Annotated in this window: 25 protein-coding genes; all 25 read left to right on the top strand. The window is 29.9% G+C overall.

All coding sequences use genetic code 11. The features are described from left to right. Positions 1 to 46 precede the first annotated feature (46 nt). The 25 genes from ACNMOQ_RS14260 to ACNMOQ_RS14140 all read left to right on the top strand — a co-directional run bounded on the left by ACNMOQ_RS14260 (position 47) and on the right by ACNMOQ_RS14140 (position 24,805). Positions 47 to 1,369, top strand: a complete 1,323-nt coding sequence (locus tag ACNMOQ_RS14260; protein ID WP_416350411.1) for a toll/interleukin-1 receptor domain-containing protein — start codon at positions 47 to 49, stop codon at positions 1,367 to 1,369. A gap of 245 nt (positions 1,370 to 1,614) precedes the next feature. Then, complete coding sequence (locus ACNMOQ_RS14255; RefSeq protein WP_198054566.1) at positions 1,615 to 1,884, top strand: helix-turn-helix domain-containing protein; 270 nt, start codon at positions 1,615 to 1,617, stop codon at positions 1,882 to 1,884. A gap of 115 nt (positions 1,885 to 1,999) precedes the next feature. Then, complete coding sequence (locus ACNMOQ_RS14250) at positions 2,000 to 2,806, top strand: ParA family protein (RefSeq protein ID WP_198054567.1); 807 nt, start codon at positions 2,000 to 2,002, stop codon at positions 2,804 to 2,806. A 145-nt stretch (positions 2,807 to 2,951) separates the two neighbouring features. Further along, entirely contained in the window at positions 2,952 to 3,335 is a 384-nt protein-coding gene (locus tag ACNMOQ_RS14245; RefSeq protein ID WP_198054568.1) for a hypothetical protein, read from the top strand. A gap of 816 nt (positions 3,336 to 4,151) precedes the next feature. Further along, positions 4,152 to 5,750: a primase C-terminal domain-containing protein gene (locus tag ACNMOQ_RS14240; protein ID WP_198054569.1), complete on the top strand. Its 1,599-nt coding sequence runs from the start codon at positions 4,152 to 4,154 to the stop codon at positions 5,748 to 5,750. Positions 5,751 to 7,117: 1,367 nt separating this feature from the next. Continuing rightward, a complete protein-coding gene (locus ACNMOQ_RS14235; protein WP_416350410.1) occupies positions 7,118 to 10,231 on the top strand; it encodes a helicase HerA domain-containing protein in 3,114 nt (1,037 codons plus the stop codon). Positions 10,232 to 10,291: 60 nt separating this feature from the next. Then, positions 10,292 to 11,155: a replication-relaxation family protein gene (locus ACNMOQ_RS14230; RefSeq protein WP_198054571.1), complete on the top strand. Its 864-nt coding sequence runs from the start codon at positions 10,292 to 10,294 to the stop codon at positions 11,153 to 11,155. Positions 11,156 to 11,385: 230 nt separating this feature from the next. Further along, the gene (locus ACNMOQ_RS14225; protein WP_416350409.1) at positions 11,386 to 12,435 is read left to right on the top strand and encodes a conjugal transfer protein; all 1,050 of its coding nucleotides are present in this window, start codon (positions 11,386 to 11,388) and stop codon (positions 12,433 to 12,435) included. Positions 12,436 to 12,456: 21 nt separating this feature from the next. Then, positions 12,457 to 12,675, top strand: coding sequence for a hypothetical protein (locus ACNMOQ_RS14220; protein ID WP_198054573.1), 219 nt, complete (start codon positions 12,457 to 12,459; stop codon positions 12,673 to 12,675). A 24-nt stretch (positions 12,676 to 12,699) separates the two neighbouring features. Next, on the top strand, positions 12,700 to 13,095 hold the full coding sequence (locus ACNMOQ_RS14215; RefSeq protein ID WP_198054574.1) for a TcpE family conjugal transfer membrane protein: 396 nt from the start codon (positions 12,700 to 12,702) through the stop codon (positions 13,093 to 13,095). Between the two features lie 18 nt (positions 13,096 to 13,113). Next, the gene (locus ACNMOQ_RS14210) at positions 13,114 to 15,795 is read left to right on the top strand and encodes an ATP-binding protein (RefSeq protein ID WP_204190919.1); all 2,682 of its coding nucleotides are present in this window, start codon (positions 13,114 to 13,116) and stop codon (positions 15,793 to 15,795) included. Then, positions 15,795 to 16,397, top strand: coding sequence for a hypothetical protein (locus ACNMOQ_RS14205; RefSeq protein ID WP_204190918.1), 603 nt, complete (start codon positions 15,795 to 15,797; stop codon positions 16,395 to 16,397). The genes ACNMOQ_RS14210 and ACNMOQ_RS14205 overlap by 1 nt, the downstream gene beginning before the upstream one ends. Positions 16,398 to 16,401: 4 nt before the next feature. Further along, positions 16,402 to 18,693 carry a CD3337/EF1877 family mobilome membrane protein gene (locus tag ACNMOQ_RS14200; protein WP_416350415.1) on the top strand — a complete coding sequence of 764 codons (2,292 nt, stop codon included), beginning with the start codon at positions 16,402 to 16,404 and terminating at the stop codon, positions 18,691 to 18,693. Between the two features lie 21 nt (positions 18,694 to 18,714). Next, positions 18,715 to 19,752 carry a CHAP domain-containing protein gene (locus ACNMOQ_RS14195; RefSeq protein WP_416350414.1) on the top strand — a complete coding sequence of 346 codons (1,038 nt, stop codon included), beginning with the start codon at positions 18,715 to 18,717 and terminating at the stop codon, positions 19,750 to 19,752. A gap of 14 nt (positions 19,753 to 19,766) precedes the next feature. Continuing rightward, a complete protein-coding gene (locus tag ACNMOQ_RS14190) occupies positions 19,767 to 20,381 on the top strand; it encodes a hypothetical protein (RefSeq protein WP_198054579.1) in 615 nt (204 codons plus the stop codon). 225 nt (positions 20,382 to 20,606) lie between these two features. Further along, positions 20,607 to 20,831, top strand: a complete 225-nt coding sequence (locus tag ACNMOQ_RS14185; protein ID WP_204190916.1) for a hypothetical protein — start codon at positions 20,607 to 20,609, stop codon at positions 20,829 to 20,831. Positions 20,832 to 20,898: 67 nt separating this feature from the next. Then, a complete protein-coding gene (locus tag ACNMOQ_RS14180) occupies positions 20,899 to 21,123 on the top strand; it encodes a hypothetical protein (protein ID WP_198054581.1) in 225 nt (74 codons plus the stop codon). A gap of 110 nt (positions 21,124 to 21,233) precedes the next feature. Further along, complete coding sequence (locus ACNMOQ_RS14175; RefSeq protein ID WP_198054582.1) at positions 21,234 to 21,443, top strand: hypothetical protein; 210 nt, start codon at positions 21,234 to 21,236, stop codon at positions 21,441 to 21,443. Beyond that, positions 21,440 to 21,766 carry a hypothetical protein gene (locus ACNMOQ_RS14170; RefSeq protein WP_198054583.1) on the top strand — a complete coding sequence of 109 codons (327 nt, stop codon included), beginning with the start codon at positions 21,440 to 21,442 and terminating at the stop codon, positions 21,764 to 21,766. Before ACNMOQ_RS14175 ends, ACNMOQ_RS14170 begins: the two co-directional genes overlap by 4 nt. After that, positions 21,767 to 21,931, top strand: coding sequence for a hypothetical protein (locus ACNMOQ_RS14165; RefSeq protein ID WP_198054584.1), 165 nt, complete (start codon positions 21,767 to 21,769; stop codon positions 21,929 to 21,931). Positions 21,932 to 21,936: 5 nt separating this feature from the next. Further along, positions 21,937 to 22,137: a hypothetical protein gene (locus ACNMOQ_RS14160; RefSeq protein ID WP_198054585.1), complete on the top strand. Its 201-nt coding sequence runs from the start codon at positions 21,937 to 21,939 to the stop codon at positions 22,135 to 22,137. 134 nt (positions 22,138 to 22,271) lie between these two features. Then, complete coding sequence (locus tag ACNMOQ_RS14155) at positions 22,272 to 22,634, top strand: hypothetical protein (RefSeq protein ID WP_198054586.1); 363 nt, start codon at positions 22,272 to 22,274, stop codon at positions 22,632 to 22,634. A 4-nt stretch (positions 22,635 to 22,638) separates the two neighbouring features. Beyond that, a complete protein-coding gene (locus ACNMOQ_RS14150; protein ID WP_204190915.1) occupies positions 22,639 to 23,532 on the top strand; it encodes a DNA/RNA non-specific endonuclease in 894 nt (297 codons plus the stop codon). Between the two features lie 412 nt (positions 23,533 to 23,944). Next, positions 23,945 to 24,301, top strand: coding sequence for a hypothetical protein (locus tag ACNMOQ_RS14145; RefSeq protein WP_204190914.1), 357 nt, complete (start codon positions 23,945 to 23,947; stop codon positions 24,299 to 24,301). A gap of 12 nt (positions 24,302 to 24,313) precedes the next feature. After that, complete coding sequence (locus tag ACNMOQ_RS14140) at positions 24,314 to 24,805, top strand: JAB domain-containing protein (RefSeq protein ID WP_416350412.1); 492 nt, start codon at positions 24,314 to 24,316, stop codon at positions 24,803 to 24,805. The last annotated feature ends 162 nt before the right edge of the window (positions 24,806 to 24,967 follow it).

The raw sequence follows: 24,967 nt of genomic DNA, 5'->3' as shown, positions 1-24,967 counted from the left end.
AAGATACAATCAAATTGTTGATAGTAATAAATGGGAGGGTTTAATTATGTCAGAACAAGAAAAACATCCAAATATCTTTATATCATATGCACATACAAACGAAGAACATAAAAAAAGAGTTAAAGAAATAGGTACTGAATTAAGCTATTTAGGTTTTGATGTCATATTAGATCTTTGGTCATTTAAAAAAGGTGAAGACCTTAATAAAAAGATGGAACAATACGCTGATACAAGTGATAACATACTTATAATAGGTGATAAAAATTACGTGGAAAAAGCAAATAATCGGGAAAGTGGTGTAGGTAAAGAATCTGTAATTCTCACTGATGCATATATGAGAAATTCATCAAGAGATCAAAATAATATATATTATGCATTTACAGAAGTAGACGAAGAGGGACAACCAGTAATGCCTAGATATTTAAAAGGTAGTTTTGCTTTTGATTTCACAGATAAAATTCAAGATTTTGAAAAATGTGAAGAAATTGCGAGAACGATTTATGATGAACCATTAATACCAAAACCCAAAATTGGCAAGAAACCTGATTTTGCTAATATTGTAAGTTTAAGATCAGCAAAAAGAATAGAGCGTTCTGAAGAAATCAGTAAATCATTGTTGAAAGAGTATATTGAAGATTTAAAAATGGAATTAAATGAAATAGATAAATACTTCTTAAACCGTGATATTAATACAAAACCTGATTTTGAAAAACTTCAAAGTTTAATGAAAACATGGGGAAATGTAGTTAAAAAAGTGAGTAAACCTAATGACATTTCTAAAATTATTGAAAGTTTATTACAGACAATTGATGATTTTTCATCGCAAAGTAAAGATGGAACAAAAATTTTTACAAGAATAGCTTTTGTTTATACAGTTGCTTATGCTATAGATAATGAAGATTTTGACTATATTGAAGATTTATTTAAATATGATTATTTTTATGATAATCGAGATGCAGGTTTTTATATAATATCAATGTTATGTAACCCTAACTTTATTCATGTAGAATCTCATCAGTTTGGATACATGTATTCACCTAGATACTTAGAAATAGAAGATATAATAGTAAGGGATAATGAATATAATATAGCAAATGTATTTGAAGCAGATATATTTATTGAGTTTGTGTGTAAAATGCTTGGATATGACAAATGGTATGTATTAGATTCAGATATATATTCAAGAACGAACAAGTTTTCACCAGATCTTAAATTTATTAAAAGTTTAAAAAGAGAGAGAAAAGTAAAACAGTTATTCTCAATATTAAATTTGAATGATATGAAAGAATTTAAAGAGAAAATAAATAATCTAAATTATATTAAGTTATTTAGTGTAATTGAAAAAGAAAATATTGCTACTGAAAAATAACAGAAAGGACAAAATCTTTAAAAGGTTTTGTCCTTTTCTTTTACTATTAATAAAATAAGGTTCTGAGAAACGCCCTCAGGCGCTTCGAGATAAATTTTTGTGGGTTGTTATGCGTAACTGTTGTCAGAATCGTCCTCATAGAAGCCGAAAAACTAAAACTATGCTATTGATTTATTGATTTCGCTAATAACTGTATAATTTAGTCTATACTGTAAGCTATTCAATAAATCATAAGGGGTATTTTTATGTTAGAACAAGAAAAATTAAATCAATGGGAAAAAGAAGCAAAAGATTTTACACATTCCATTGCGCAGGCACTTAAACATGAACGGAAAAAGCAAGGTGTGACACAGACACAAATAGAAAGAGATTTAAATTATTCGCGTACCTGGTTATCAGCTTTAGAAAATGGTAACTATAAAGCGAGTACAATCAAACTAGAAAATTTATATATATTAAGTAAGTATTTAAATATATCGATTGTAGATTTAATGAATAAGATTAGCGATAAGTAATTTATTACTAAAAAACTTTACAAGTTTACTAAAAATATGTTATAGTATAATCATAGAAAAAGCGAAAGAGAATATCAAATTTGATGATCTATTGAAATAAGGAGGGAATTTGGATATGGCAATTAAATATACGATTTCAACAAATAAAGGTGGCGAAGGTAAAAGTACGTCAGTTACTAATATCGCTTCAGAAATAGCAAAGCAAGGTTATAAGACAGCTATTATAGGAATGGATGCCCAGGGTAACGAATCATTAAGTTTTGGTTATAGACCTGATGATTTTAAAGACACTATATATGATGTGCTTATGGGTGAAGCTAAAGCTGAAGATGTTATTTATAAAGTTTCAGATGTAACTGACAACTTATATATATTACCAGCCAATGATGATATGGATTATTTTACAATGGATATATTACAGGAACATGGGACGGGTGAAGAAATCTTACACGTACTTAAAAATCGATTAAAAAGTATTGAAGATCAATTTGATTATATATTTGTAGATGCCCCTCCTTCTATGGAAGTTGTGCAGATCAATATTCTAAACTATATAGATAGAATTATCGTACCTTATCACCCTAGTGTGTACTCAATGAGATCTATTCAAAGGTTTATCAATCGAGTAGAAAAAATTCAAAAGACTTCTAATCTAGGACTAAACATAGAAGGTATTTTGGTAACATTGTACAGAGAAAATACAAATCTTCATAAAATTAATTTATTAGATTTATATAAATTTGCCCAGCAACGTAAAATTGATGTCTTTGAAGAAAAAATACCTCATACTATTAAAGTTGGTGAAGCACCATTAATGTATAGACAACCAGCAGTTTTAGTTGATGAATACAAACATTTAGATGCTGTAAAAAACTATAAAGAAATCGCAAAAAAAATTATAGAAATAGATCATAAGCAATAACTAATATAGACACTCTATATATATAGTATATATAGAGTATATATTTTAACTATATAGAATATATATATGTACATATATATATTGATGTATATGTATCATTTGTGATACAATTAAGTCAATAACTGGATAATGGAGGTCGTTCAATATGGCTAGAGATGATAGAGTTCAAAATCGTATGAGTTTTGAAGATACTTTAGGAAAAAGATCTAATGATAGTGAAAATAATGACTTTAAAGAATCAAATGTTGCTAGTACAGTAAACCAAGAATCTAACACAGAAGAACATAAAAGCGTTGAGAATGTAGTTAATAATTCATCTAAAAATGATGTTGAATATAAAGGTGAATTGGCAAGTGTTTTAAACAGAGAAGAAACAGAGAAGAAATATAAAGGCTGGAACATTAAAGTTAGTTCAATTAAACGCTTGAGAGAATTATGTAAGGATCAGCCAAAAGGTGCTGAAACAAACCTAGTTAATTTAATAATAGAAAATGCTTTAGATAATATTGAAAGCAAAGGCAAGCTATAAAGAAAAAAGGTGGAATACATGAAAGTATCCACCTTTTATTAATATAATTATATAATTAGTTGTAAGCGTATTTAAATAGCGTTATAATGATTGTAATAAAAAAATAAAAGAAGCTAGAAATGTTTTGAAGGTGCTGGAAACACCTGACAAACAAACGATACGTTAAAGACCTAACGTATAGACCACTTCTAACCTCTTTGATTAACTATAATTATAACACGTATTGTAATTATAGTTAATCAAAAAGATAGAATTAATCTATAGACCAGGTAACGTTATCGTTGCCTGGTTTTTTGTTTATTAAGAAATATTGCTTTAAATCAGTGTTTTCGGTAGTATTTAAAGAGTAATAAGAAAACTCGCCCAATGGACGAGTTCACAAATTATTTAAAATTCCCGTTTTAAATTCATAGTTGAAAAACGATAAACATATCTTACTGACAATAAGATATTTTCTGTTAGCTAACTGACAATTAGCTGTTCGGTCAAATCATACTGACAATATGATTTGTACCACCTAACTTAATAAACACAACTCAATAACAAGCAACTTAATAAGAAGTAACAACATAATAGGAAGTTACAACAACTTAATAAGAAGAAGCTATATATTAAGAAGGAATTTATTTATAGGTATACATTACACCTATGATTATATAGCAGACGTTTACAAAAGTAAACAAATTAATATATATAAGTCCATATATAGAGTATATATTCAACATATATATTGTATATATAGACGATATATATATAAGTAAACAAATTTCTTCTTATTATGTTGTGAAACAAACACATTTTAAGGAGGAATTTTTTATGTTTAATCAAAGTAAAACTATAGATTTAGATAAAATATATGATTTTATTATGCATGGAAGCATAGAAAAATATAAATATAATCATTCAAAATATAGTAAATTAGAGCGTAATAATTGGAAAGCGACACGCCCAGCAAACTATAGATCAGGTAGAGTTGCAGTAACTAATAGTAAAGAAATGATGGTAGCTGGTAAAGGTCATGTGGTAAGTTCTGAAGAAACACTTGTAAATGGTGCTGAAAATTACACACATTGGACACCAAACCCTTATCATTCATTAAAGCTAGATAGAGATACAGGTTCATTATGTAAGCGTACAAAAGAGAATGTTAAACAAATTAATACATTTGTAATCGATATAGACAAAGATTATGAATTTGCTGAATTAGTTTTTCAATTATCAATTTGGAGTTGTACAAATAATACACAAAACTTTATGCCTAATATGTATGTGAAAACGCCTAGAGGTTGGCATTTGTACTTTGTATTAGATACGCCATTCTATCCTTCTAAAACCAATAAGAAAGCTTTGAACGTAGCTGAAAGTATTCATCAGTCATTAATACATTCATTAAATCAAAGCGAGTATTTAACTGTCGATAAACATTGTGTATCAACAGGCTTCTTTAGATTGCCTAATACTAACAATGTTAGACATTTTGAAAATAGATACATTTCAAGTAGTGAATTAATGAAATGGAGTAAAGAATATTCAAAGAATAATGATTTAAAATTTAATGGTTTAAAGTCTGTTTTAGGCGTTGTGAACAGTAATAACACGCCTGATTGGGTTAATTTCTTAATGAATGAAGCTGATATAACTTCAGTAGGCTATGGTATTGGTAGAAACAATACTGTATTCACTCTTGCGCTATATTATAAATCAATTGGTGATACTGCTGATCAAACGCAAGCAATATTAGAACCTTTAAATAGTCGTTTCGTTAAACCTTTATCAAATAATGAATTTAGTAAAACAATTAGAAGTGCATTTAGAGGTAATTATAAAGCGCCTAGTAGGTTTCACGTTGAAAATCTATTAGAAGCCTTTAGCAATGGTGAAGTAATGTATAACAATAGTTTTGTAGCTGTGAATGGCTTTTATAAACACGCAAAGCCTAGAGAAGAACGTAAACGCAGTCATTACTATGAAAGACTAGGAGATTTACAAGAGTATTTAGAAGAAAGAACAGACATTGATAAAGTATTTATGAAAGGATCAACTACAGCTATTGCTAAAGAATTAGGTATGGCTAGATCTGTATTAGATAAGGTTACTAAAAAGGCAATTAAAGAAGGTTTATTAGTTAAATACACTAAAGGTAAAGGAAGATATGCAGAAACGTTTATAGCGCTTAAAAAAGTGTTTATACAACGTGTATTTGGCATGGTCAAAAGTATTAAAGAACAAAAGGCTGGTTTCTCTAAAGCATTGAGAAGCCTATTAAACGTGTCAAAAGACTTAAGAACGACTGTAGCACAGAATAAGGGACTGTATGAAGAACTAACAACAATACTAAGCTATATAGATGATATACAATCAGATCCATTAAACTATGATAATTCAGTCACTATTGCAACCAGGAATATTAGTTAAATTTTAATTGTCCACTGTGCCATTACTTATATACTTCAGTTTCTCGACCAGGTAAATAAACTATTAGGAATATAGATAGATTAATATAGTTTGTATATATAGAAGTATAGATAGGAATATAGATAGATTAATATAGTTTGTATATATAGAAGTATAGATAGGAATATAGATAGATTAATATAGTTTGTATATATAGAAGTATAGATAGGAATATAGATAGATTAATATAGTTTGTATATATAGAAGTATAGATAGGAATATAGATAGATTAATATAGTTTGTATATATAGAAGTATAGATAGGAATATAGATAGATTAATATAGTTTGTATATATAGAAGTATAGATAGGAATATAGATAGATTAATATAGTTTGTATATATAGAAGTATAGATAGGAATATAGATAGATTAATATAGTTTGTATATATAGAAGTATAGATAGGAATATAGATAGATTAATATAGTTTGTATATATAGAAGTATAGATAGGAATATAGATAGATTAATATAGTTTGTATATATAGAAGTATAGATAGGAATATAGATAGATTAATATAGTTTGTATATATAGAAGTATAGATAGGAATATAGATAGATTAATATAGTTTGTATATATAGAAGTATAGATAGGAATATAGATAGATTAATATAGTTTGTATATATAGAAGTATAGATAGGAATATAGATAGATTAATATAGTTTGTATATATAGAAGTATAGATAGGAATATAGATAGATTAATATAGTTTGTATATATAGAAGTATAGATAGGAATATAGATAGATTAATATAGTTTGTATATATAGAAGTATAGATAGGAATATAGATAGATTAATATAGTTTGTATATATAGAAGTATAGATAGGAATATAGATAGATTAATATAGTTTGTATATATAGAAAGAAAGCTTATGACCCTCTACTTGATCATAAGCCCCTGGAATGTCTATTCCACTTTTTATTCTAAATGATTTTATAGTTAATGTGAAGTTAATATATATAAACTATATACAGAATATATATTGTGTATATATATATTGATATATCTATACATATTTATAAACAAATATAGTACATATATAGTACATATATATTGTAATAAGAGTGTAACCTTTTTTGTACCTTAATTGTAACCTTAAATGTAATTCGTAATATAGTTAAAACATAATAATATATTGAATTATACTACATTTTATGGTATAATTACATCATAGTTCCTAATAACATTGGGACTCACCAAAGATATATCATAAATAACCACCTTATTTATTTTTATGATATATCTATTTGGACGAGTTTTTAAAATGTCTCTCCAGACGGGGCGGCGACCTGTTCTTTTACAACTTAATATATGGAGGTGCATCTTATGGCAACCAAGAAACAAGATCCAGTATATTTATTTATCAAGGACAACTGGGTATTACTTTTACTTGTTTCTATTATTGGTACAATATATTTCTTTCGAAAGGAAATACTTATCACCTTCAAATCATTTATTGATTTCATATATATATCTAACCTATTAAACTATATATTTTATGTTTCAATTCTATTTATTCTGTTTTGTTTATTTAGACATTATATGAAAAAGAAAAGAATAATATGGTGTCGATTTATGCCACATTTATCTGATGATTTTAAATCAGATGATATACATTTTATGATGTCTCAAATGAATAAAATCAGATTGAAAAGAATTGAAAGATGGTTGCTGGGTAAAGATTGGAAATCATTTATGGTTAGAACTGATATTGAAGGAAATATTTATTATTATTTCGCCTTTGATAAATCTTTGTTTATTCAAATGAAAAGTGCTTTAAAAGTTGCTTACTTAAATTCTAAATTAGAAAAAGTGGAAAAAGATGATTTACCTTTTCCTTATAAAGATAAGAGGTATGTTGGAGGGCGTATGAACTCAACAAGAAAATCAAAAAAGAGAATGTTGAGTTATAAAAGATTTCATAATGATTACTTACCTAACATTATTAATCTTTTGCCTGCAGATGCTTTTTTGAAAATAGATTTTAAGCAAAGTTTAAAGAAAAAGGCTTTGAAAAAAATTAAAGATTCAGAAGGTGTTATAAAAGAAACACAAACGAAGGAACGAACAGGAAAGCAAAAAGAAGATTTAAAAAATCTTCAAGCTAGAATGAAAGGTTCTGAAGTTGGTTTTAAAACATTGATCAGTATGGCAACTAAATCTGAAAATGGTGTACAAAGTTTAAAATCAGTTGGTGAAGCAATTTCTACTTCAATGGAAGCTGGGGCAACATTATTTTATAAAAAATATAAAAATGGTATTTCTAAGTATCCTATATTGAGACCAACGATTGAAATGAGAGATGCAGGTCTGTTGTTTGTGACAGGTTCTGAATTATCTAATGTTGTACATGTTCCTAACTACGCTGAAGAAAAAAATGAATTAATAGAAAAGTTAAGAAAACAAACAGATATGCATGATAAGACTATTGATTTACTAGAAACAGGTGTTTTTAATAATGAAAACGGTGTGAAAGTTGGTTTTGTTAAATTAGCAGACGGTAGTGAAAGGGATATTAAAGTGGCTTTAGACTCTTTGAAAGACCATGCAGCGATTACTGGTAAAACTGGATCTGGTAAATCTTCGTTTATTGTATCTATTTTAGATGGTTTGTTAAAAGAACATTTTGATGAAGATAAAAGACATAAAGCTTCAGGCTTAACATTTTTTGATCCAGGACAAGATACGGTACTCACTTTATATAATCGTTTACTAAAGTATTACAATGCTGGTGGTGAAATTGATTGGAATAAAGTTAATTATTTGAGTTTAAAGGAAACTGATTATCCGTTGGCAATGAATTTATTGGATAAAGGTATTGATCAAAATGGTGATACTTCTTTAAGCTCAATAGCTGAATCAGTATCAGATATCATTGAAACAGCAATGCCCAATGAAGCGCCAGTAGCAAAAAGGTTGTTAGAAAAATGTATTGAAACATTACTAGCAGACGAAGAAGATCATAATATTTTAGATGTAAAGCTATTAGTAAAAAATGTGAACTACAGAACACAAGTTATAAAAAGAATAGAAAAGGATCCCTCTAATTACGCACTGATCGATTATTGGGAGACTGAAGCCGAAGAAAATTTAAAAACTTCTGAAATAGCTTTGATGAACAGATTAGAAGTCTTTAGTAAATCAACGGTGTTATCAAGAATGTTTGGACAAGATCATACTGAATTTAATTTTAGAAAGATACTTGATGATGGACATATTAATTTGATTGATATGACAGGGTTATCAAATTCTGAAATGCGTATTATAAGTGGTTATATGTCATATAGATTTTATAAAGCTTCTATAGGTCGCCGAAGTGATACACGTTTACACATTTTAGGTTTTGATGAAACAAAAGTATTAGGACATATGCCTTATTTAAGCAAAATTGTAGCTGAAACAAGAAAATTTAATTTAGCTTCTCTTGTAGGTGCGCAGATGTTTGGACAACTTGATACTGAATTGAAAAATAGTTTAAAAGAAGTTCAAGATAATTTTATAAGTTGTTTGCAGGGTGGCAAAGAAGCGAAAGAAGTATCTGAATTTATTAGTGATGAATCAGTACAAATCACACCTAAAGATTTAACAAGACTCAATTCTGATAAGCGTGAAGGTTATATTGCTTTAAAAGATAAAATTCCAGGTGAATCAGGATCTAAAAGATATACGTTAAAAGTTCAGATAGATCCACCTATTAAATTTGGAATGAACGGTTTAGCAGTTGAATATAAATCATCTGAAGAAACTGAAGCATTGAATACTTGTAAATTGATAGCAAATACAAGAAGAAAGTTTAAACCAGGTATAAAACATAAATTTGAAATTGATTTTGAAACAACAAAACGTATGCAACCGAATAAAGAATGGTCGCATTTAGGTGTTTTAGATATTGTGAAGTTAAATGATGATAAAAAAGAAGCCTTACAACAAGAATTAGACGAATTAGAAATGATTAGAAAAGGTGAAATTTTAGAGGGTCAGATTCCAATATTCAAACGCTTTGAGCAGGCAAAAGAACAAGAAAAACCAGAAATAACTGAAGTGATCAAAACTGATGAAGAAATTGAAGATGTTAAAGCTAACGCTATTGAAGAAAGTGAACAGTTACCGTTAGAACTTATTAATTCAAATTTAGAAGTTGATCAGCAAGTAGAACATGACAGACAACAAGAAAGTAATAAAGTTAGAAAAGTTAAGGTCAACGAGCAGGGGTTGTTTAATTTATCAGATTTCATTGATTTAGATGAACAAACAGTTCAAGCGCAAGAAAAGTCACAAGAACTAGAAGAACCATTAAATGAATCGAATGAAATAGACGAACCTGAACAAGATATAAGTGATTCAATTAAAGAAAATGAATCAGAACGATCAAATGATGAAGTTATAGAGAACTCTACGAATAAAAAATCTCGACGACGAAAAATCAAAGATATACGTTAATATATTTTGTTTGGTTGTGGCTCCTGGAATGTCTATAAAAAAATGACAGGGGTTGTTCGAATGGCACATATAACATTAAATGATGAAGATGTGAACGTTCTATTAAACGTTCATGATTATACGTTTATAGATTTAGACATGGCAGAAAAGTATTTTTATAGTTCATATAATAATGTAGGTAGAAAGCTGAATAGTCTTATAGATGGTGGATATTTGGAAAGTTATAATGGTTTGTTTGCTAAAAATCATAGACCTAAAAAAATATACACTTTGACAGCTAAAGGCTCAAAAATGGTAGAAGAACTACAGGGGTATTCAAACTTTACAACAATGAGAAAACTACCTATTAACTATCTACATACTATAAATGTAGCGCGTACTGTATTAGCTTTTAAAGATGCAGGCGACAAGTTAAGCGATAAAATGAAAGTTAAAGAATTTGAAAATGAAAAATCAGCCTTCTTTCAATATGGTACAAGTAAAGCCGAAGTGATAAGACCTGATGGCATGTTCGTAATCGGTTTTGAAGATAGTGAAGAAGAAAACATAGGCGTTTTATTAGAAATGGAAAACACAAAAACTAAACGATCTATCTTAAAAGGCAAAATGAAAAGGTATAGTGAATTTTTTAATGATCAGGCAATTCAGGATAGATATCAAGATAAATTATCAATGTATACAGAAGTTAGAGATTGGATTGTATTATTTGTAGGCGCTGATTCAGATTTAGAAATTTATACAAAGAATTTATTGTTAAGAGAAAAGCCTAAAGATAATCAGAAAACGAATGATCGACCTGGTATTGAATTTCCGACTTTACTTTCAAACCTAGAATATATTGAAAATGATGCTTATGCTGATATTTATTTTGCTATGAATGAAGATGATACAAGTACAAGATTTAGTATAGATGAACACTTGTAAATCGAAAGGACTTGATAATATTGGGGCGTATATTTAGTGGAATATTTTCAGTGATTTTTGTAATAGCCTTATTTAAGTTTTTGGGTTTGGATACACAGATTATATTTACAGCAATTGAGTATTTTAAAGAAGGCGCTATTGAATTATATCAGAACTTAAAAGGTTTATTTTTGTAAAAACAATCTATATCAGTTATCTGATATTAAGTAAGAAAGGGTGACGTTTTCTTTATGAAAATACTAAAAAATAGTTTTAAAGCTATTAAGTATTATTGGAATAAAGGTGCAGTTGATAAAAAACAAAAGGACGAAGAAAAGAAAGCGAAATCTCGCAACATGCCCCCACAATATCGTTACTATAGGATAGGGAAAATTGCGTTTTGGGGCTTTCAAGTATTTCTGTTACTACTATTATTTATTGTTATTTCTAGTATCCGTGAAGGAGGTGAGGGCGACAGCGAACAAAAAGTTGAATTACCTCCACCTAATCAAGCTACAATGCAACCAGCAGTTGAATTTGGAAAAGAGTTTGTTTCTAAGTATCTAACTTTTTCATCTAAAGATGATAGCAGTGATAGATCTGAAGCTTTAAAACCATACTTGATTAAAGAATTGAATGATACAACAGGTGTAAGTGTTGATGAAGGTAAAGAATTAGAATTAGCAGTTAAAAGTGTGGATCTAAAAAAAGTTGAAGAATCAGGTAAAAACAAAGGTTTGTTGACATATAAGGCTAAAGTTGAACAAACAGAATATGTCACTAAAACAGTTGATAAAAAAGTGAAAGATGGTAAAAAAACAAAAACTGTTAAAGAAGAAGTTAGAGAACCTAAGAAAAAAGAAGTTACAAGATTTATTACAATTCCAACCCTTTACAAAAACGGCAAGTATGCAGTATATGAGTTACCTAAGTTTACAAATGTAGATGAAGATGAAACTGTAAGTTATTCAGGCAACAATAAATTACAATCAACAAATGATAATAAAGAGAAAGTGAAAGACTTTTTAAACACATTCTTTGAAGTATACGCGAGTGAATCAACAGATAAGATTGAGTATATGTTAGATAACGATGTAGATGTTACAACGTTAAACGGTAATCTTAAGTTTTCAAGAATTTCTGATTTAGAGACATTTAAATCTAAAGATGGTAAGGAAACAGTAGTTAAAACTAACGTAGAATTTAAAGATGAAATCGGTGTAACTTATGTATCAACTTATCACATTAATTTAAAAGCGAAAGACAATAGATTTATCGTATCAAAATTTGAAGAACAATAAAAAATTTAGGAGTGGTTTAATATGCCAACATTAGACGGTTTTAAAACATGGTTTTTTGATCAAGCAGAAACAGCTTTTTTAATTATATTTGTATGTGCATTACTATTCGCAGCTTGGAAACGTTCTATTGCATTAGGTGTAACATTTATTGTAGTGGGTATTGTTTTAGCTATTTTCGTATTCAATCCTGCTATTATCAGTGATATTGCACAAGCATTTAGAAGTAGATTAGGTATTTAAACCAATATTTAGAAGGTGACAAATATGGCAGAAAACAAAGAAACATCAAATTTCTTTGAAAGTTATTATTTAAGTAATTTTAAAAAATACACAAGAAAAATTTATCGGTTTGGAAACGTTTCTCTACCACAACCGATAAATGCAAAAGTGTTTATCATATTTCTAGCAGTATTTTTTGCATTACTATTCTTTCGATTTATACCTTATTTAAATATCACGGTACTTTGGATACCAGACATGATTTATTTTGGTTTAATACCAGCCCTAGTTGCGTATCTATTAGCTGAATTTAGGGAAGAAGACCGTATGTTTTATCATTATTTTAGATCGTATATAAACTATCTAAGACGACAAAGAAAACATGAAGCATATCAAAAAGGACAAATTATTCAAATGAATAAGATGAAGAAAAAAAGCTAAAGATTGGGTGATTGTTATATGAAGCAAGTAACTTCTGAACTTACAAAATTTCCATTTAAACATGTTGATTCAAACTTGTTATTTACTTATACAGGCGAGGTATGGGCTTTTTATAGAATCGCTGGTTTTTCGTATGATTTAGAAGGCGACAATACAAAAATGAATGCTTTTTATAATCAAATGGACTTTTTAGAAAAAAATGTATTGGACTTACAATGGTTGGCTATTCCAAATCAATCAAATGCTACAAGCATCATCAATGAACAGATTGAAAGGTTAGCATTTAAAAAGGCTCGTCAAAAATATGAATTATTTGAAAACGGTGTGAAAATGCTAAATGCATGTAAAAAAGTATTTGAAAGAAATAGCCAAACTAAAGAAAGTAGAACCTATCAATATGTATTAGGTGTCCAACTTAACCCGAAGATGAACAAATTTAAAAAGGGTAATAGAGGGAATCAACTAATCACTAATTTTAGATCATTTATAAAAGGTTTAAATTCAGGTGTTGATTATGCTTTAGATCATTCAGGGCAAACAATATTAGATGAATTGATACAAGGATATAAGAAGCAATCTAAAAACATAGAATATAATTTATCAAGAGTATTTTCAGCAGGTAAAACAGCAAACTCAAAAGAGAATAATAATAGACCTGTATCATCTTTAAAAGATTATGAAGTAGCTTACATTGTAGAGTCAAACTATTCAGCTACACCAACAGCACGAGAAGTATTATTCAGAGATGATCTACCTTATGCAGAGGAAACGCAGATCGACCATGAAGGTACAAAATTAAAAGCCTTAAAGCTAGATAAAGAAAAATATATGTCATTACAAAGTGGTCTCATTAGAGAATATGACGAAAATACTTTATTAATTAAAAAACAAATCAACGGAAAAAATGAAACAATGTACGTACGCTGTATTGTAGCAACTAAATTTGAGGATAAAACTAAATTCCCAAGTCGAGAATGGTTTTATAGAATACAAAAACGTGTTTCATTCCCTGTAACTATCAGTATGAGAACACACTTTAAATCTAGTAATAAAACCGTGAAAGAATTATCAAACGTAGAACTTGAAATAGGGAATCAAAAAGAAGAAGCTTTTAAATCAGGACATATTATTGATAGACGAGTAACAACGAATCAAGGGAAGCTACAAACAGTTAAAGAAATGATGGAATCGCACAACTTACCATCTTATCAATTTAGTGTTGTTTATAAAATAACAGCAACTGATATTGAAACATTAGATAATAGACAAGAAGAATTACAAGAACAATTAAGGAAGTTTCAAATTGAAAGTGTCGCACCTTTGGGAGAACAGCCTAAATTATTTATGGAACAGTTACCAGGAGGACAACAATATCTTACAGATTATAAACATGAAGCTGAACCTGGTTTCTTTGCTTCAGCAATGTTTGGGGCTACAAATTCATTAGGTGACGATAAAGGCTTTCCAATCGGTACGACAACAGACGGAAAACCTGTATATATCTTACCTGAAGTGTCGGCGAAGGGTTATGACAATCAAGTTAGTAAAAGTATTGGTTTAGGAACAATGATAGCTGGTCAAACAGGTTTTGGTAAATCTGTTTTAATGAACTTTATATCATGGTGGGGTGCATTAACAGGATCTTATGTATTTATCCTAGACCCTAAAGGTGATAGAAAGAAATGGGAAAACGGTTTGCCAATGATACCTAAAGAATATATTAGAGTATGGACAGTCGGGAAGTCTAAAGATGATGTAGGTTCATTAGATCCATTTAAAGTAAATGAAAATGTAAATGAAGCTATAGAATCAGCATCTAATATATTTAATTATCTGTTAAAGGCAGAATACGGGAAACATAAAGCGAATTTACTTTCAGAAGCGATTATTCATGCTTCAGAACAAAAAGATAGATGTATGGCTCATGCCTATGAATATTTAAGAAGTATGAATGATAAGGCAAATGAACAAGAAGGTTATATGATACCTGAAAAACATAACGCTTTAACTGAATTAACTGAAGCGTTTGAGCAAATACAACGTAAAGATTTCACGTCACTTTTAATTGCACAACCAGGTCAAGAAACACAATCATTAAGCTTTGATAGACCTATCCAAGTATTAATGCTTGAAGAAATGACTTTACCTAAAAGTGATAAAGCACCTAAAGATTATACACAAGATGAACATATCGCAACTGCAATTATGTTGTCATTAGGTGGTTTCTTAAGAAAATTCATGATTACAGAATATAAAGGTGAAAGCGTTAAGAGACATAAAATCGCACTGTTTGACGAGACATCAGCACTTGAAGCCAATTCAAGTGGTTCGGCTATGCTAGATGATATTGTACGTCAGGGTCGTTACTTCAATATGACACTACTCAAAGGGTCACAAAATGCTACCGATCATGGACGTGATGCACCTAACATGTCAATGAAATTTAGTTTTAGACAAAAAACAGATGAAGAAGCTGAAACAATGCTTAAAACACTTAATTTAGAACCAACACCTACGAATATAACGAAAATAATGAATTTAGGACAGGGTACGTGCTTATTCCAGGATATAAACGGAAGAACAGATACTTTAAAAGTCGACTTATTATTTAAAGACGTATTTGATGCGTTCCAAACAGATACATCATCAGAAGAAGAACGAGAATTTGAACGTAAATTAAGTAAAGCAGGTGCTAACTAATGAAAAAATTGAGTTTTGTCTTATTGGCAATGCTGGTAATTGTATTATCAGCATGTGCTGATAATACAAAGAAAAATGAAGGTTCTAAAAAAGAAGAAAATAAGCTACTTGAAACAACAAAAAATAAAGAAGCTGATGAAATAGCGCAAAAAGTGTTAGATGATAATTTAAGACTAAATACTAAAGGCATGGTCGAATATTTTAATGATGATGCAGTAATAGATTTATGTGATGCTCATTATGAAAATGAAGGTAATAACTGCAATAGAAAAGTCATTGAAAATGATTCAGATGTTGAATTTGATCCGACTGGTGAATATCAAACAATTCTAGGTCAATATAACAAAGACAAAGTTTCTTATGTTGCTTCCTATGATGGAGATTATGATCAAATGAATGAAGAAGATATAAACCAACAATTTTCCAATAAAGTAGATACAAATTTGAAAATTTTAGAATTTGAAATTAAAAAAGAAAATGGAAAATATAAAGTAAGTCGTTATTATACGTGGGATAGTCCTAAAGAAGTATTGAAAAAATATAATAATAAAGACAATGTATATGAATTAAAAGGTAATTACTCTGATCTCTTTGAGGAGTGAGAAAATGAACAAGATTTTTAAAGTATTTTTGTTACTTCTCATATTAAATCTATCTTTACCTTTGAATGAAATAGCCAACGCTGATGAACCTGATGATGCAGTAGTAACGAATGGTCAAGATGCTGAAGCTGGTCAAGATCAAGGGTTAAAGATTGAGTCTAAAAAAATGGGTAAGTACAAAAATGATAATCCTAAATATTCAATTGAAACTTTAACATATGATGATATTAAGAAAATGCAAGATGCAGAAAAAGAGAAAAAAGAAAAAGATAAAGGTTTTAAAGAAAAACTTGCTAGTGGTATAGGTAGTGTTGTAAATGTAGTCCCTAATTCATTAGATGGCGTTAAAGACGATACGAGCCGAGCAATTAAAAATCAAGGGTTGTTCGTAATGTCAAAAGCATCTAATGGCTTGATGCAATGGAATGTAATTGCTACTAATTTTACTTTGAATTTGTTTGCATGGTCTAATGATGCCCCTTTATTTAACTATATTATATCTGGTGTAGAAGATAAGATAGGTCAAATTGCTGGTATAGATAGTGGGGGTCTTACGGGTGACGGTTTATTTGGTCAATTTTTAACCTTAATTTTAGGGTGTGTAGTTGTTGTATGTATGTACTTAGCATTCCTTAAACACGCGCCTATAGAAGCTTTAAAAGGACTATTACAAACAGTTATAGTATTAACTATAGCATTACTTTTAGTTGCTAATATGGGCAGTTATTTAAGAGGTGTTAATACTATAACAACGGGTGTTATGGACGAATTAGTTTCATTTGGTGCTGGTGTTGAAGGTGAGGCAGATATGGACTCTACTGAAGATGTATTGCACAGAGCGATGGTGTATACGCCTTATGTCAATATGATGTTTGGCACTGATGATGATTCAGTCGTATCACAAGAACGTGTTAAGAACCTTATGACGACAGATGATAGTAAGAAAAGGAAAAACTTATTAAAAGAAGAATACAATAAAGGTAATAATATGATTCACCCTGATAGTGTATCTACTCAAATACTTTACGGAATTATAACGGTGATAGGTAATAGTGTTTTAGGGACGGTTGTACTTGTTATTGCTGGTGCATTTCTTGTATTTCAATTATTAATTGTGATATGGGCTTTTATTGCCCCGTTTGCGTTACTATGGGCTTGTCTACCTGGTCAATTCCCAGTTGCTTATAAATATCTAGGAAAACTTTTTGAACCATTTCTTTATAAATTAGGTTTAGGAATTTTAGTAATGGTTCTAGGTATTCTAATCGGTGTAATAGCAAGTATTAATGTTATAGATGGCATTGTAGGTTATTGTTTGCAACTATTCCTGATTTTCTTAGTATTCATAGTGTTGTTCTTATTAAGACATAAAATTATGTCCGTATTTACAGTTACTAATGAGGGTAGAATGTTGAAGCAATTGATTAATTCAAATGATTATATACCACAAACATTAGGTGCTGGTGCAAATGCAGTTACAAATAACATACCAGGTGTTAATGCAGTGACTGGCGCTATAGGTGGTGGTGTTGTATATTCAGCTTCACAATTAGGCTCTATGATGGGACAAGACGAATATGAACCAGTAGAAAGAAAAGAAGTACAGTCTGAAATGCCACAATTAAATGATTATATGGGTGAAGAAAAATCAAGCCCTGAATATGACACTACACCATTAAATGCTACAGGTAATATAGGTTATTCAGGAAACAATAATTATGATGAAGTTGAACAAGATACTAATAATGATCAATTAGAAAGTATATCAGATCATATAGAAGATACTGAAGACATTGAAGGTATAAAAGGATCTAATGAACGTATACCTACTGAAATTAGGACAAACGGTTCTGAATCAGAAGGAAACAGTATAGATAATAAATCTACTGATGATTTACCTAGCCTTAATGAATATCTAGATGATGAAGGTGATTCTACTGAACATTTAGCATCAATAGATAAAATTGATTCTATGGATCGTGAATCACTAGATGATGAATTATCAGGTCAAAAAGGTAGCTTAAAAGAACATGCAGAAAATGAAATGATTTCAGGCGCTACAGGTTTAGATGCAGGCAAACTCAAAGACTTACAAGCTGATTATAATGAACATTTTCAAGATGATGCATTTCACAGAAAGTTACGTGAAACAGCCGACACTGATTATGAAAATAAAGGTTACGGTCACGGTGACAAAGAAGAAACTATTGAAGAAATTGAACGTAATGAAGATGATTCTTTTGAAAAAATCAATCGTGATGAAGATCGTTTAGATGATGAAAATGAAGAAAAATAACAAGATGCTAGGAGTGGGCTTATGAAATCTAAAAACAAGAAGTATGCATTTGCTGGTTTAGGTTGTTTTCTCATAATACCCTTCCTAGTCATTCTTCTTTTAATAGCTGGTATACTTGGATCTTTAGGTATAGGTGGTTTATATGAATCAACCAGGAAAGAAGAAGAATCAGGATCTAGTGAATCATATTGTATTGGTGGAAATGTTTCTAAAAACAAAATCGAATCATTTTTTGAAGAAAACGCTAAAGGTGGAGGTCTTGAAGGCAAAGGGGACTATATTGTGAAAAGCGCAAAAAAACACAAGATAGATCCTCAAATCTTCATGGCAATTATTATCCATGAAACAGGTTACGGAAAATCAGAAGCAGTTAAAACACATAATAATGTAGCTGGTATGATGGGATCTGGTGATTTATTTAAGTTTGATACTATTGAAGATGGTATAGATGCAGCAGCTAAAAACTTAAATGATTTATACTTTTCTAAAGGTTTGACTACAGTAGACAAAATACAAAAAAAGTACGCCCCAATAGGTGCAACAAATGATCCAACTGATTTAAATTCAAATTGGGCGCCTACTATTAAGAAATTAATTAAGAACTTGAATGATGGATCATCATCAAAAGCGAAATGTAAAAAATCAGGTGGCGAATTTAACGATTCAGGCAAAGACTATAAAGGTAAAATACCGAGTTGGTCAAATAGCAACCCTGGAAAAATGAATCTATACGATGCAGGTCAATGTACGTGGTACGCGTACGGTATACGTCAAAAAATGGGTAAACCAGTTTCTACACTATGGCATGATGCTCATAAATGGAATGAGCGTGCAAAAGCAGAAGGTTATAAAGTTGGAAGCAAACCCAAAAAAGGCGCGCTATGGATAGCAGAACAGGGCGCTGGTGGACATTCAAATGTAACAGGTCATGTTGGTGTTGTAATAGATGTTAAAAGCGATACAGAGTTTGTTGTGACTGAAATGAATGGTAAAGGTATACCATATCAAATTGATGAAAGAACTGTAAAAATGACTGATGGATATAGCTTTATTTATTAAAGGGGTGCTAAAAATTGACTAAAAAAATATTGTTAGGAATCGTTGTAGTAATTGTTTTAGGCTATATTTCAATTAATATGTATAGCCAGTACCAGCAAACAATTAAATATGGTAAAACAGCAGATAAGTATGAAGAAGATCTACAAGCAAAGAATAATAAAATTGATACTATGCAAAAAGATTTAGAAGATAAAGAATCGTTGATTGATCGACAGAGTAAAGAGGTTATAGCGAAAGAAGAACAAGAAATCAGAAAGAAAACAGATGAATTTGTAAGAGTATTATTAAAGCAAAAACCGAAAACAAGTTTTTTAGATAAAAAAGATAAACTTAAACCATTAGTAACTGAAGGTTATTACAAAGAATTATTTAGTGATAAAACATCACAAAGATATAATTTATATGTTGAGTCAGAAGTACAAGACTTGCGCGTTTATATAGATGAATTTAAACCTGAAAAAGATAAATACAGTGTGTTTGTAGAATTTAATGAATTACAAAATGATGTTGAAGATGATAGCGAAGAAATAGATCGTAAAGGTTCAGCAAAAGTAGATTTAGAACGAAAAAAAGGTGAATGGTTTGTGAGTGGTTATCAACGTTTTACATTAGAAAGTACAGCACCATAAAAACCGATTTAGATAGAGGTAGCCAATAGGTTATCTCTATTTTTTTATAATTTATTACTAAAAAACTTTACATGTTTACGAAAACGTGATATATTATATTTAACGAAAGGAGGTAAGCAATGGTAGGTATCGCATTAAGCATTGTTGCACTAGGTTTTATGGCAATGATATACAGTTTGATTATTTGGTTTCAAAAGCCTTCAGAACGAAAGGGGGAAAAATAGAATGGATATTAGGAATGTAGATAGTATGTATTTTAGGGACATACTGAATAATCAGGTAGTTTTATTTCAATGTAAAACCACTAAAGAAGTACATTGTTGGAAAGCAGGACTTTATATTGGAATGATAAAAAAAGCTTATATAAGTAAGTATAAAAAACCATTAGAAGATTTGAAAAACAGAATATTAACAGATCATGTATTTTTAGATAAAGCTATTGAAGTCTAGCATATAAAAAACTGGTGGAATACTCTCAATATTCCACCTCCTTAAAACTAATATAGGAGTGATTAAAATGAATGATAGAGTTAAGAGTGTAAAGTTTGAAGCGCATGGATCAGAATTTATATTTAGATTAGGTAAGACGTGCTGGGGTGATGAAGGAATAGCAGTATATCAAGATGGTTACTACATTGGCTTAATTGATGTTTTAATGTCTGATGATTATAAAGACCCTTTAGAATCTGTAGCAAGAAGATTTAAAAAAGACGTATCACTTCTTGATGAAGTGTACGCCTAGCATATAAAAAACTGGTGGAATACTCTCAATATTCCACCTCCTATTATAACATTTTTAGCATATAGAATGATACCTACCAGGCTTGCCAAACTATATAGGAGGTTTTAATCATGATAAAATCTATTGAATTTGAAAAGAATGGTCAACATTATGATTTAAGACTACAAGATATACCAGGTAAAACATTAAAAGTACGTGTTTATGTAAATTACATGTTTAAAGGCATATTAGAAAAGCAAAACAATGAAACAGATCAAAACTTGCTATTGAGTAAATATGAAATGATTATCAATTCACCTCAAAAGGAGGGGATCATATGATTCATTACCATACTGAAGAAGGACTAGAAAAGTTACAACAAGTTATTGATAAATTTATGATTGAAAAAGGGATAGGTAAAACAAAAGTAATTGATGAAAAATCAATGATAATACTTGGATCAGCTAAAAAAGAAAAAAACGGTTATACGCAATTTTCATCAGTCATTTTAAATGTACGTGATCTAGTAATTCATAAAGATATTTTTAGTGTAAAACATGATGTTGTTAAATCAAAACCGTTTAATTCTGTTGAGGAACTGGCAACATATCTTGAAAATATAACTTATGATGATTTAGTAGATTTTGAAGTGTTGGATAGTTAAATGAAATACAAAGTCGATAGAGAACAAGAAATTAAAGATATGTTGATCCAGTCTATATTATTAATTGATCCTATTCATTATTCAGAAAAAGCATTAGAAAACAAAAGCTTGGAAGAAATACAAGAAGCTTTTAATTTAGCAAGAAAGCAACAACTGGAGGAGTGATAAAGATGTTAGATACATTGTTTGAAGTACGTGGTAACAAGTATATGTTCTCAAAGATTATAAACCTTTGGGGTGACGAAGAAATTAGTTTATATGAAAATGGTGAAATTTTAGGCTATTTAAAGACGGAAAAATACAGTGTAGAAGAAGCTGAAAAAGAAATATTAGAAAATGAAAACTTTAAAGAAAGCGACTTAATAATATAAGTTACACAGTGGGCTTTACTGTTATGATTAAATAAAAAAAGCAATCACGAAATGTGATTGCTTAGATGGAATAACAGATCGCTATTCACATCATAAAAGGTGATTTAATTATAACATAAAGCGAGGGAATTAATATGGAATTTAAACAAATTAAGCAGATCTTAGAACATGACAAAACAATGTATGTCACAAAAGGAGGTATAGAAATGGCTATTAATGAAGAACTAGGCTTATATATATCAAAAAATGACGGTGTATTTGCAGTAAATCAATTAGAAAATAATGATATAGATTTTATAGAATCAAGTGATAGTTATGTTGAATTAATCGGTATTAAAGAAGTTAGTGAATTAACGAATACTGGTAGAATGACGATTAAATACAGAATCGAAAACAACGTATTCAAAAAGATGCCTAAACCATTTTTTGTATTAAGACAAAGTAGAGGTGATTCTCATTTTTGGTTAAGGTCTCAATTTGAAGATAAAAAGGAGTAGTTAAATGAAAACGGTCAAAATTCTATTATCTATAATACTTACCACTATTGTTTTAGCTGGTTGTGATATAGGTGAAGCTATAAAAGATGAAGCAACAAAAGAATTAAAGACACAGTCAAAAAAAGCATTAGAAGATTTGAAAAATGAAACCTTTAGTAAATCGACACCGAAAATTAAGAATAGTAATGACGATTTAGCGCTGATAAATGCTGAAACTAATGATGAAAATTATGCGTTTATTAATGATAATAAAACATCATTATCAAAAGCAGATCAGGAACTTATTAATAAAAAGGGTAATTCTGAATTTTGGGCGTTATATTCTGATTTAGACCAATTAGGACGGGGTGGAAAAGTTACTGCCTTAGTTACACATCAAGCAGTATTAAATAATTCATCAAGCGCTAAAGAAAGACCTCAATTTGATTCAAGTGTACATTTAGCTGGTGAATACAAAGACGGGCAATATGACCCTATAAAGCAAACCTGGAAAGGTACACAATCAAATAATCAGATCTTACAACTGGAAGGATATAGAGGATATATCTATAATAAGTCACATTCTCTTGCCTGGTCATTAGGTGGCGATATGGAAACCCACAACCTAACTTTAGGAACTAGAGCGCAAAATGTAGGTTCAAATAAAGCATCTGATGGTGGTGGAATGGGATATCCTGAAACACAGGTAAGAAACGCAATATATGATAAACCTGAAACTAATGTGTTTTATGAAGTTACACCTGTTTATAAAGGTGATGAATTGCTACCTAGAGGGTCGCATGTTCGAGCCTATTCAATCAATGACAATGGAAAAACTGTAAACTTGAATGTATGGATAGCCAATAAACAAAAAGGCGTAACAATCAATTATAGTAATGGTACATATACAACAACCTAGATGTCGCATGTCGTACCGCTTCACCTCTACCGCTTCATAATTTAAAGTAAAAAGAATACTATTATAAGCTTTTTCAATCGTTCATTAAAATCTTGACGTCACCTAAAAAATATCATTGGTTGACTTGTCCGATTTAAAATTTTTTTCAGTTACGCCCATCAAGAAAACCACTTGATGAACTCACCGAAAAATTTTAAACCGACCAACCCAACCAATGATATTTTTAGCTTCCTTACAAGATTTTAATGAACGATTGAAAAAGCTTTTTTTAAACCCTCAAATTAGTAATTTATTACTAAAAAACTTTACAAGTCTACTAAAATTTGATATACTTGTTAACAAGAAAGGAGGTAACGGGTCGTAAAACGCTAATTTATCAAGCGTTTAAACATCATAAAAGGGAGTTTTTTATATGGCAAATGTTTGTTTTTATCACATCAGATATATTAGTGGTGATAAATCTGCAATGAAAGAATTGGCACTATATTTTAAAGGAAAAAAAGATAAATTTTTAGGTGGCGTACGCACAGATGAAACGTATTTTGATGAAAATGAATTGTGGATAGACGGAGGTTGTAAGTGGTCGGCTTACGTTAGCATGTTAGAAGGAGGCTATTACTCAACACTTCAAGATTCAGATTTAACTAATCTTGAAATACTAACTAAAGAACTAGGGTTAAAAATAAGTCTAATAGCAAATGAATTTTCTTGCGAAGTAGAAGAAGATTATCACATCGATAATGGAATTGTTTACGATAATACAATATAAGGAGTTAGGAAAATGAGAGAAAACTATATAATTAATTTTGTGAAATTCACTGCATCTTATGAGGTGACAGAAGAAGAAAAATTTGAAGTATCAGAACCAAAGGACGTTAAAACGTTCTTAAATGATTTAACTGATATAGGGTTTTTACACACAGAACATTTTGTAATGATTGGTTTAGATAGTCAAAATGTTGTAACTTGTGTTCATACAGTTCATATTGGAGGACTAATGGCATCAATTGTTGATATTAGGGCATCATTTTTTGCAGCAATTCATAATAATTGTGCAAGTGTGATTTTTGCACACAATCACCCGTCACAATCAAAGGCAAAACCAAGTTTAGCAGATATTAAAACAAGTAAAAAACTAAGTCTAAGTGGTAACATTTTAGGAATTGAAGTTCTTGATAGTATTATTGTTTCAGGAAATGACTATTATAGTATGGCAGAAAATGGCGACATAGAAGGAAGCGAAAATATAGCAGAAATAATAGAAAACTTGTAAAGTCCAAGACCTCGAGAAATCGGGGTCGCCGGCTCGTCCGGTTTAAAATTTTTTCAGTTTCGCCCATCAAGAAAACCACTTGATGACCTCACCGAAAAATTTTAAACCGACCTCGCAATAAAGCGTTAGGGCGTGAGACCTCGTCCGATAAATATATCATTC

It is taken from the genome of Mammaliicoccus lentus (assembly GCF_947036595.1).
GTDB lineage: Bacteria > Bacillota > Bacilli > Staphylococcales > Staphylococcaceae > Mammaliicoccus > Mammaliicoccus lentus.
This window is presented reverse-complemented; position numbering and strand designations above follow the sequence as displayed.

Coding starts and splice junctions, on each gene's coding strand:
- ACNMOQ_RS14260 (WP_416350411.1), top strand. CDS start 47: ATGTCAGAACAAGAAAAACATCCAAATATCTTTATATCATATGCACAT.
- ACNMOQ_RS14255 (WP_198054566.1), top strand. CDS start 1,615: ATGTTAGAACAAGAAAAATTAAATCAATGGGAAAAAGAAGCAAAAGAT.
- ACNMOQ_RS14250 (WP_198054567.1), top strand. CDS start 2,000: ATGGCAATTAAATATACGATTTCAACAAATAAAGGTGGCGAAGGTAAA.
- ACNMOQ_RS14245 (WP_198054568.1), top strand. CDS start 2,952: ATGGCTAGAGATGATAGAGTTCAAAATCGTATGAGTTTTGAAGATACT.
- ACNMOQ_RS14240 (WP_198054569.1), top strand. CDS start 4,152: ATGTTTAATCAAAGTAAAACTATAGATTTAGATAAAATATATGATTTT.
- ACNMOQ_RS14235 (WP_416350410.1), top strand. CDS start 7,118: ATGGCAACCAAGAAACAAGATCCAGTATATTTATTTATCAAGGACAAC.
- ACNMOQ_RS14230 (WP_198054571.1), top strand. CDS start 10,292: ATGGCACATATAACATTAAATGATGAAGATGTGAACGTTCTATTAAAC.
- ACNMOQ_RS14225 (WP_416350409.1), top strand. CDS start 11,386: ATGAAAATACTAAAAAATAGTTTTAAAGCTATTAAGTATTATTGGAAT.
- ACNMOQ_RS14220 (WP_198054573.1), top strand. CDS start 12,457: ATGCCAACATTAGACGGTTTTAAAACATGGTTTTTTGATCAAGCAGAA.
- ACNMOQ_RS14215 (WP_198054574.1), top strand. CDS start 12,700: ATGGCAGAAAACAAAGAAACATCAAATTTCTTTGAAAGTTATTATTTA.
- ACNMOQ_RS14210 (WP_204190919.1), top strand. CDS start 13,114: ATGAAGCAAGTAACTTCTGAACTTACAAAATTTCCATTTAAACATGTT.
- ACNMOQ_RS14205 (WP_204190918.1), top strand. CDS start 15,795: ATGAAAAAATTGAGTTTTGTCTTATTGGCAATGCTGGTAATTGTATTA.
- ACNMOQ_RS14200 (WP_416350415.1), top strand. CDS start 16,402: ATGAACAAGATTTTTAAAGTATTTTTGTTACTTCTCATATTAAATCTA.
- ACNMOQ_RS14195 (WP_416350414.1), top strand. CDS start 18,715: ATGAAATCTAAAAACAAGAAGTATGCATTTGCTGGTTTAGGTTGTTTT.
- ACNMOQ_RS14185 (WP_204190916.1), top strand. CDS start 20,607: ATGGATATTAGGAATGTAGATAGTATGTATTTTAGGGACATACTGAAT.
- ACNMOQ_RS14180 (WP_198054581.1), top strand. CDS start 20,899: ATGAATGATAGAGTTAAGAGTGTAAAGTTTGAAGCGCATGGATCAGAA.
- ACNMOQ_RS14175 (WP_198054582.1), top strand. CDS start 21,234: ATGATAAAATCTATTGAATTTGAAAAGAATGGTCAACATTATGATTTA.
- ACNMOQ_RS14170 (WP_198054583.1), top strand. CDS start 21,440: ATGATTCATTACCATACTGAAGAAGGACTAGAAAAGTTACAACAAGTT.
- ACNMOQ_RS14165 (WP_198054584.1), top strand. CDS start 21,767: ATGAAATACAAAGTCGATAGAGAACAAGAAATTAAAGATATGTTGATC.
- ACNMOQ_RS14160 (WP_198054585.1), top strand. CDS start 21,937: ATGTTAGATACATTGTTTGAAGTACGTGGTAACAAGTATATGTTCTCA.
- ACNMOQ_RS14155 (WP_198054586.1), top strand. CDS start 22,272: ATGGAATTTAAACAAATTAAGCAGATCTTAGAACATGACAAAACAATG.
- ACNMOQ_RS14150 (WP_204190915.1), top strand. CDS start 22,639: ATGAAAACGGTCAAAATTCTATTATCTATAATACTTACCACTATTGTT.
- ACNMOQ_RS14145 (WP_204190914.1), top strand. CDS start 23,945: ATGGCAAATGTTTGTTTTTATCACATCAGATATATTAGTGGTGATAAA.
- ACNMOQ_RS14140 (WP_416350412.1), top strand. CDS start 24,314: ATGAGAGAAAACTATATAATTAATTTTGTGAAATTCACTGCATCTTAT.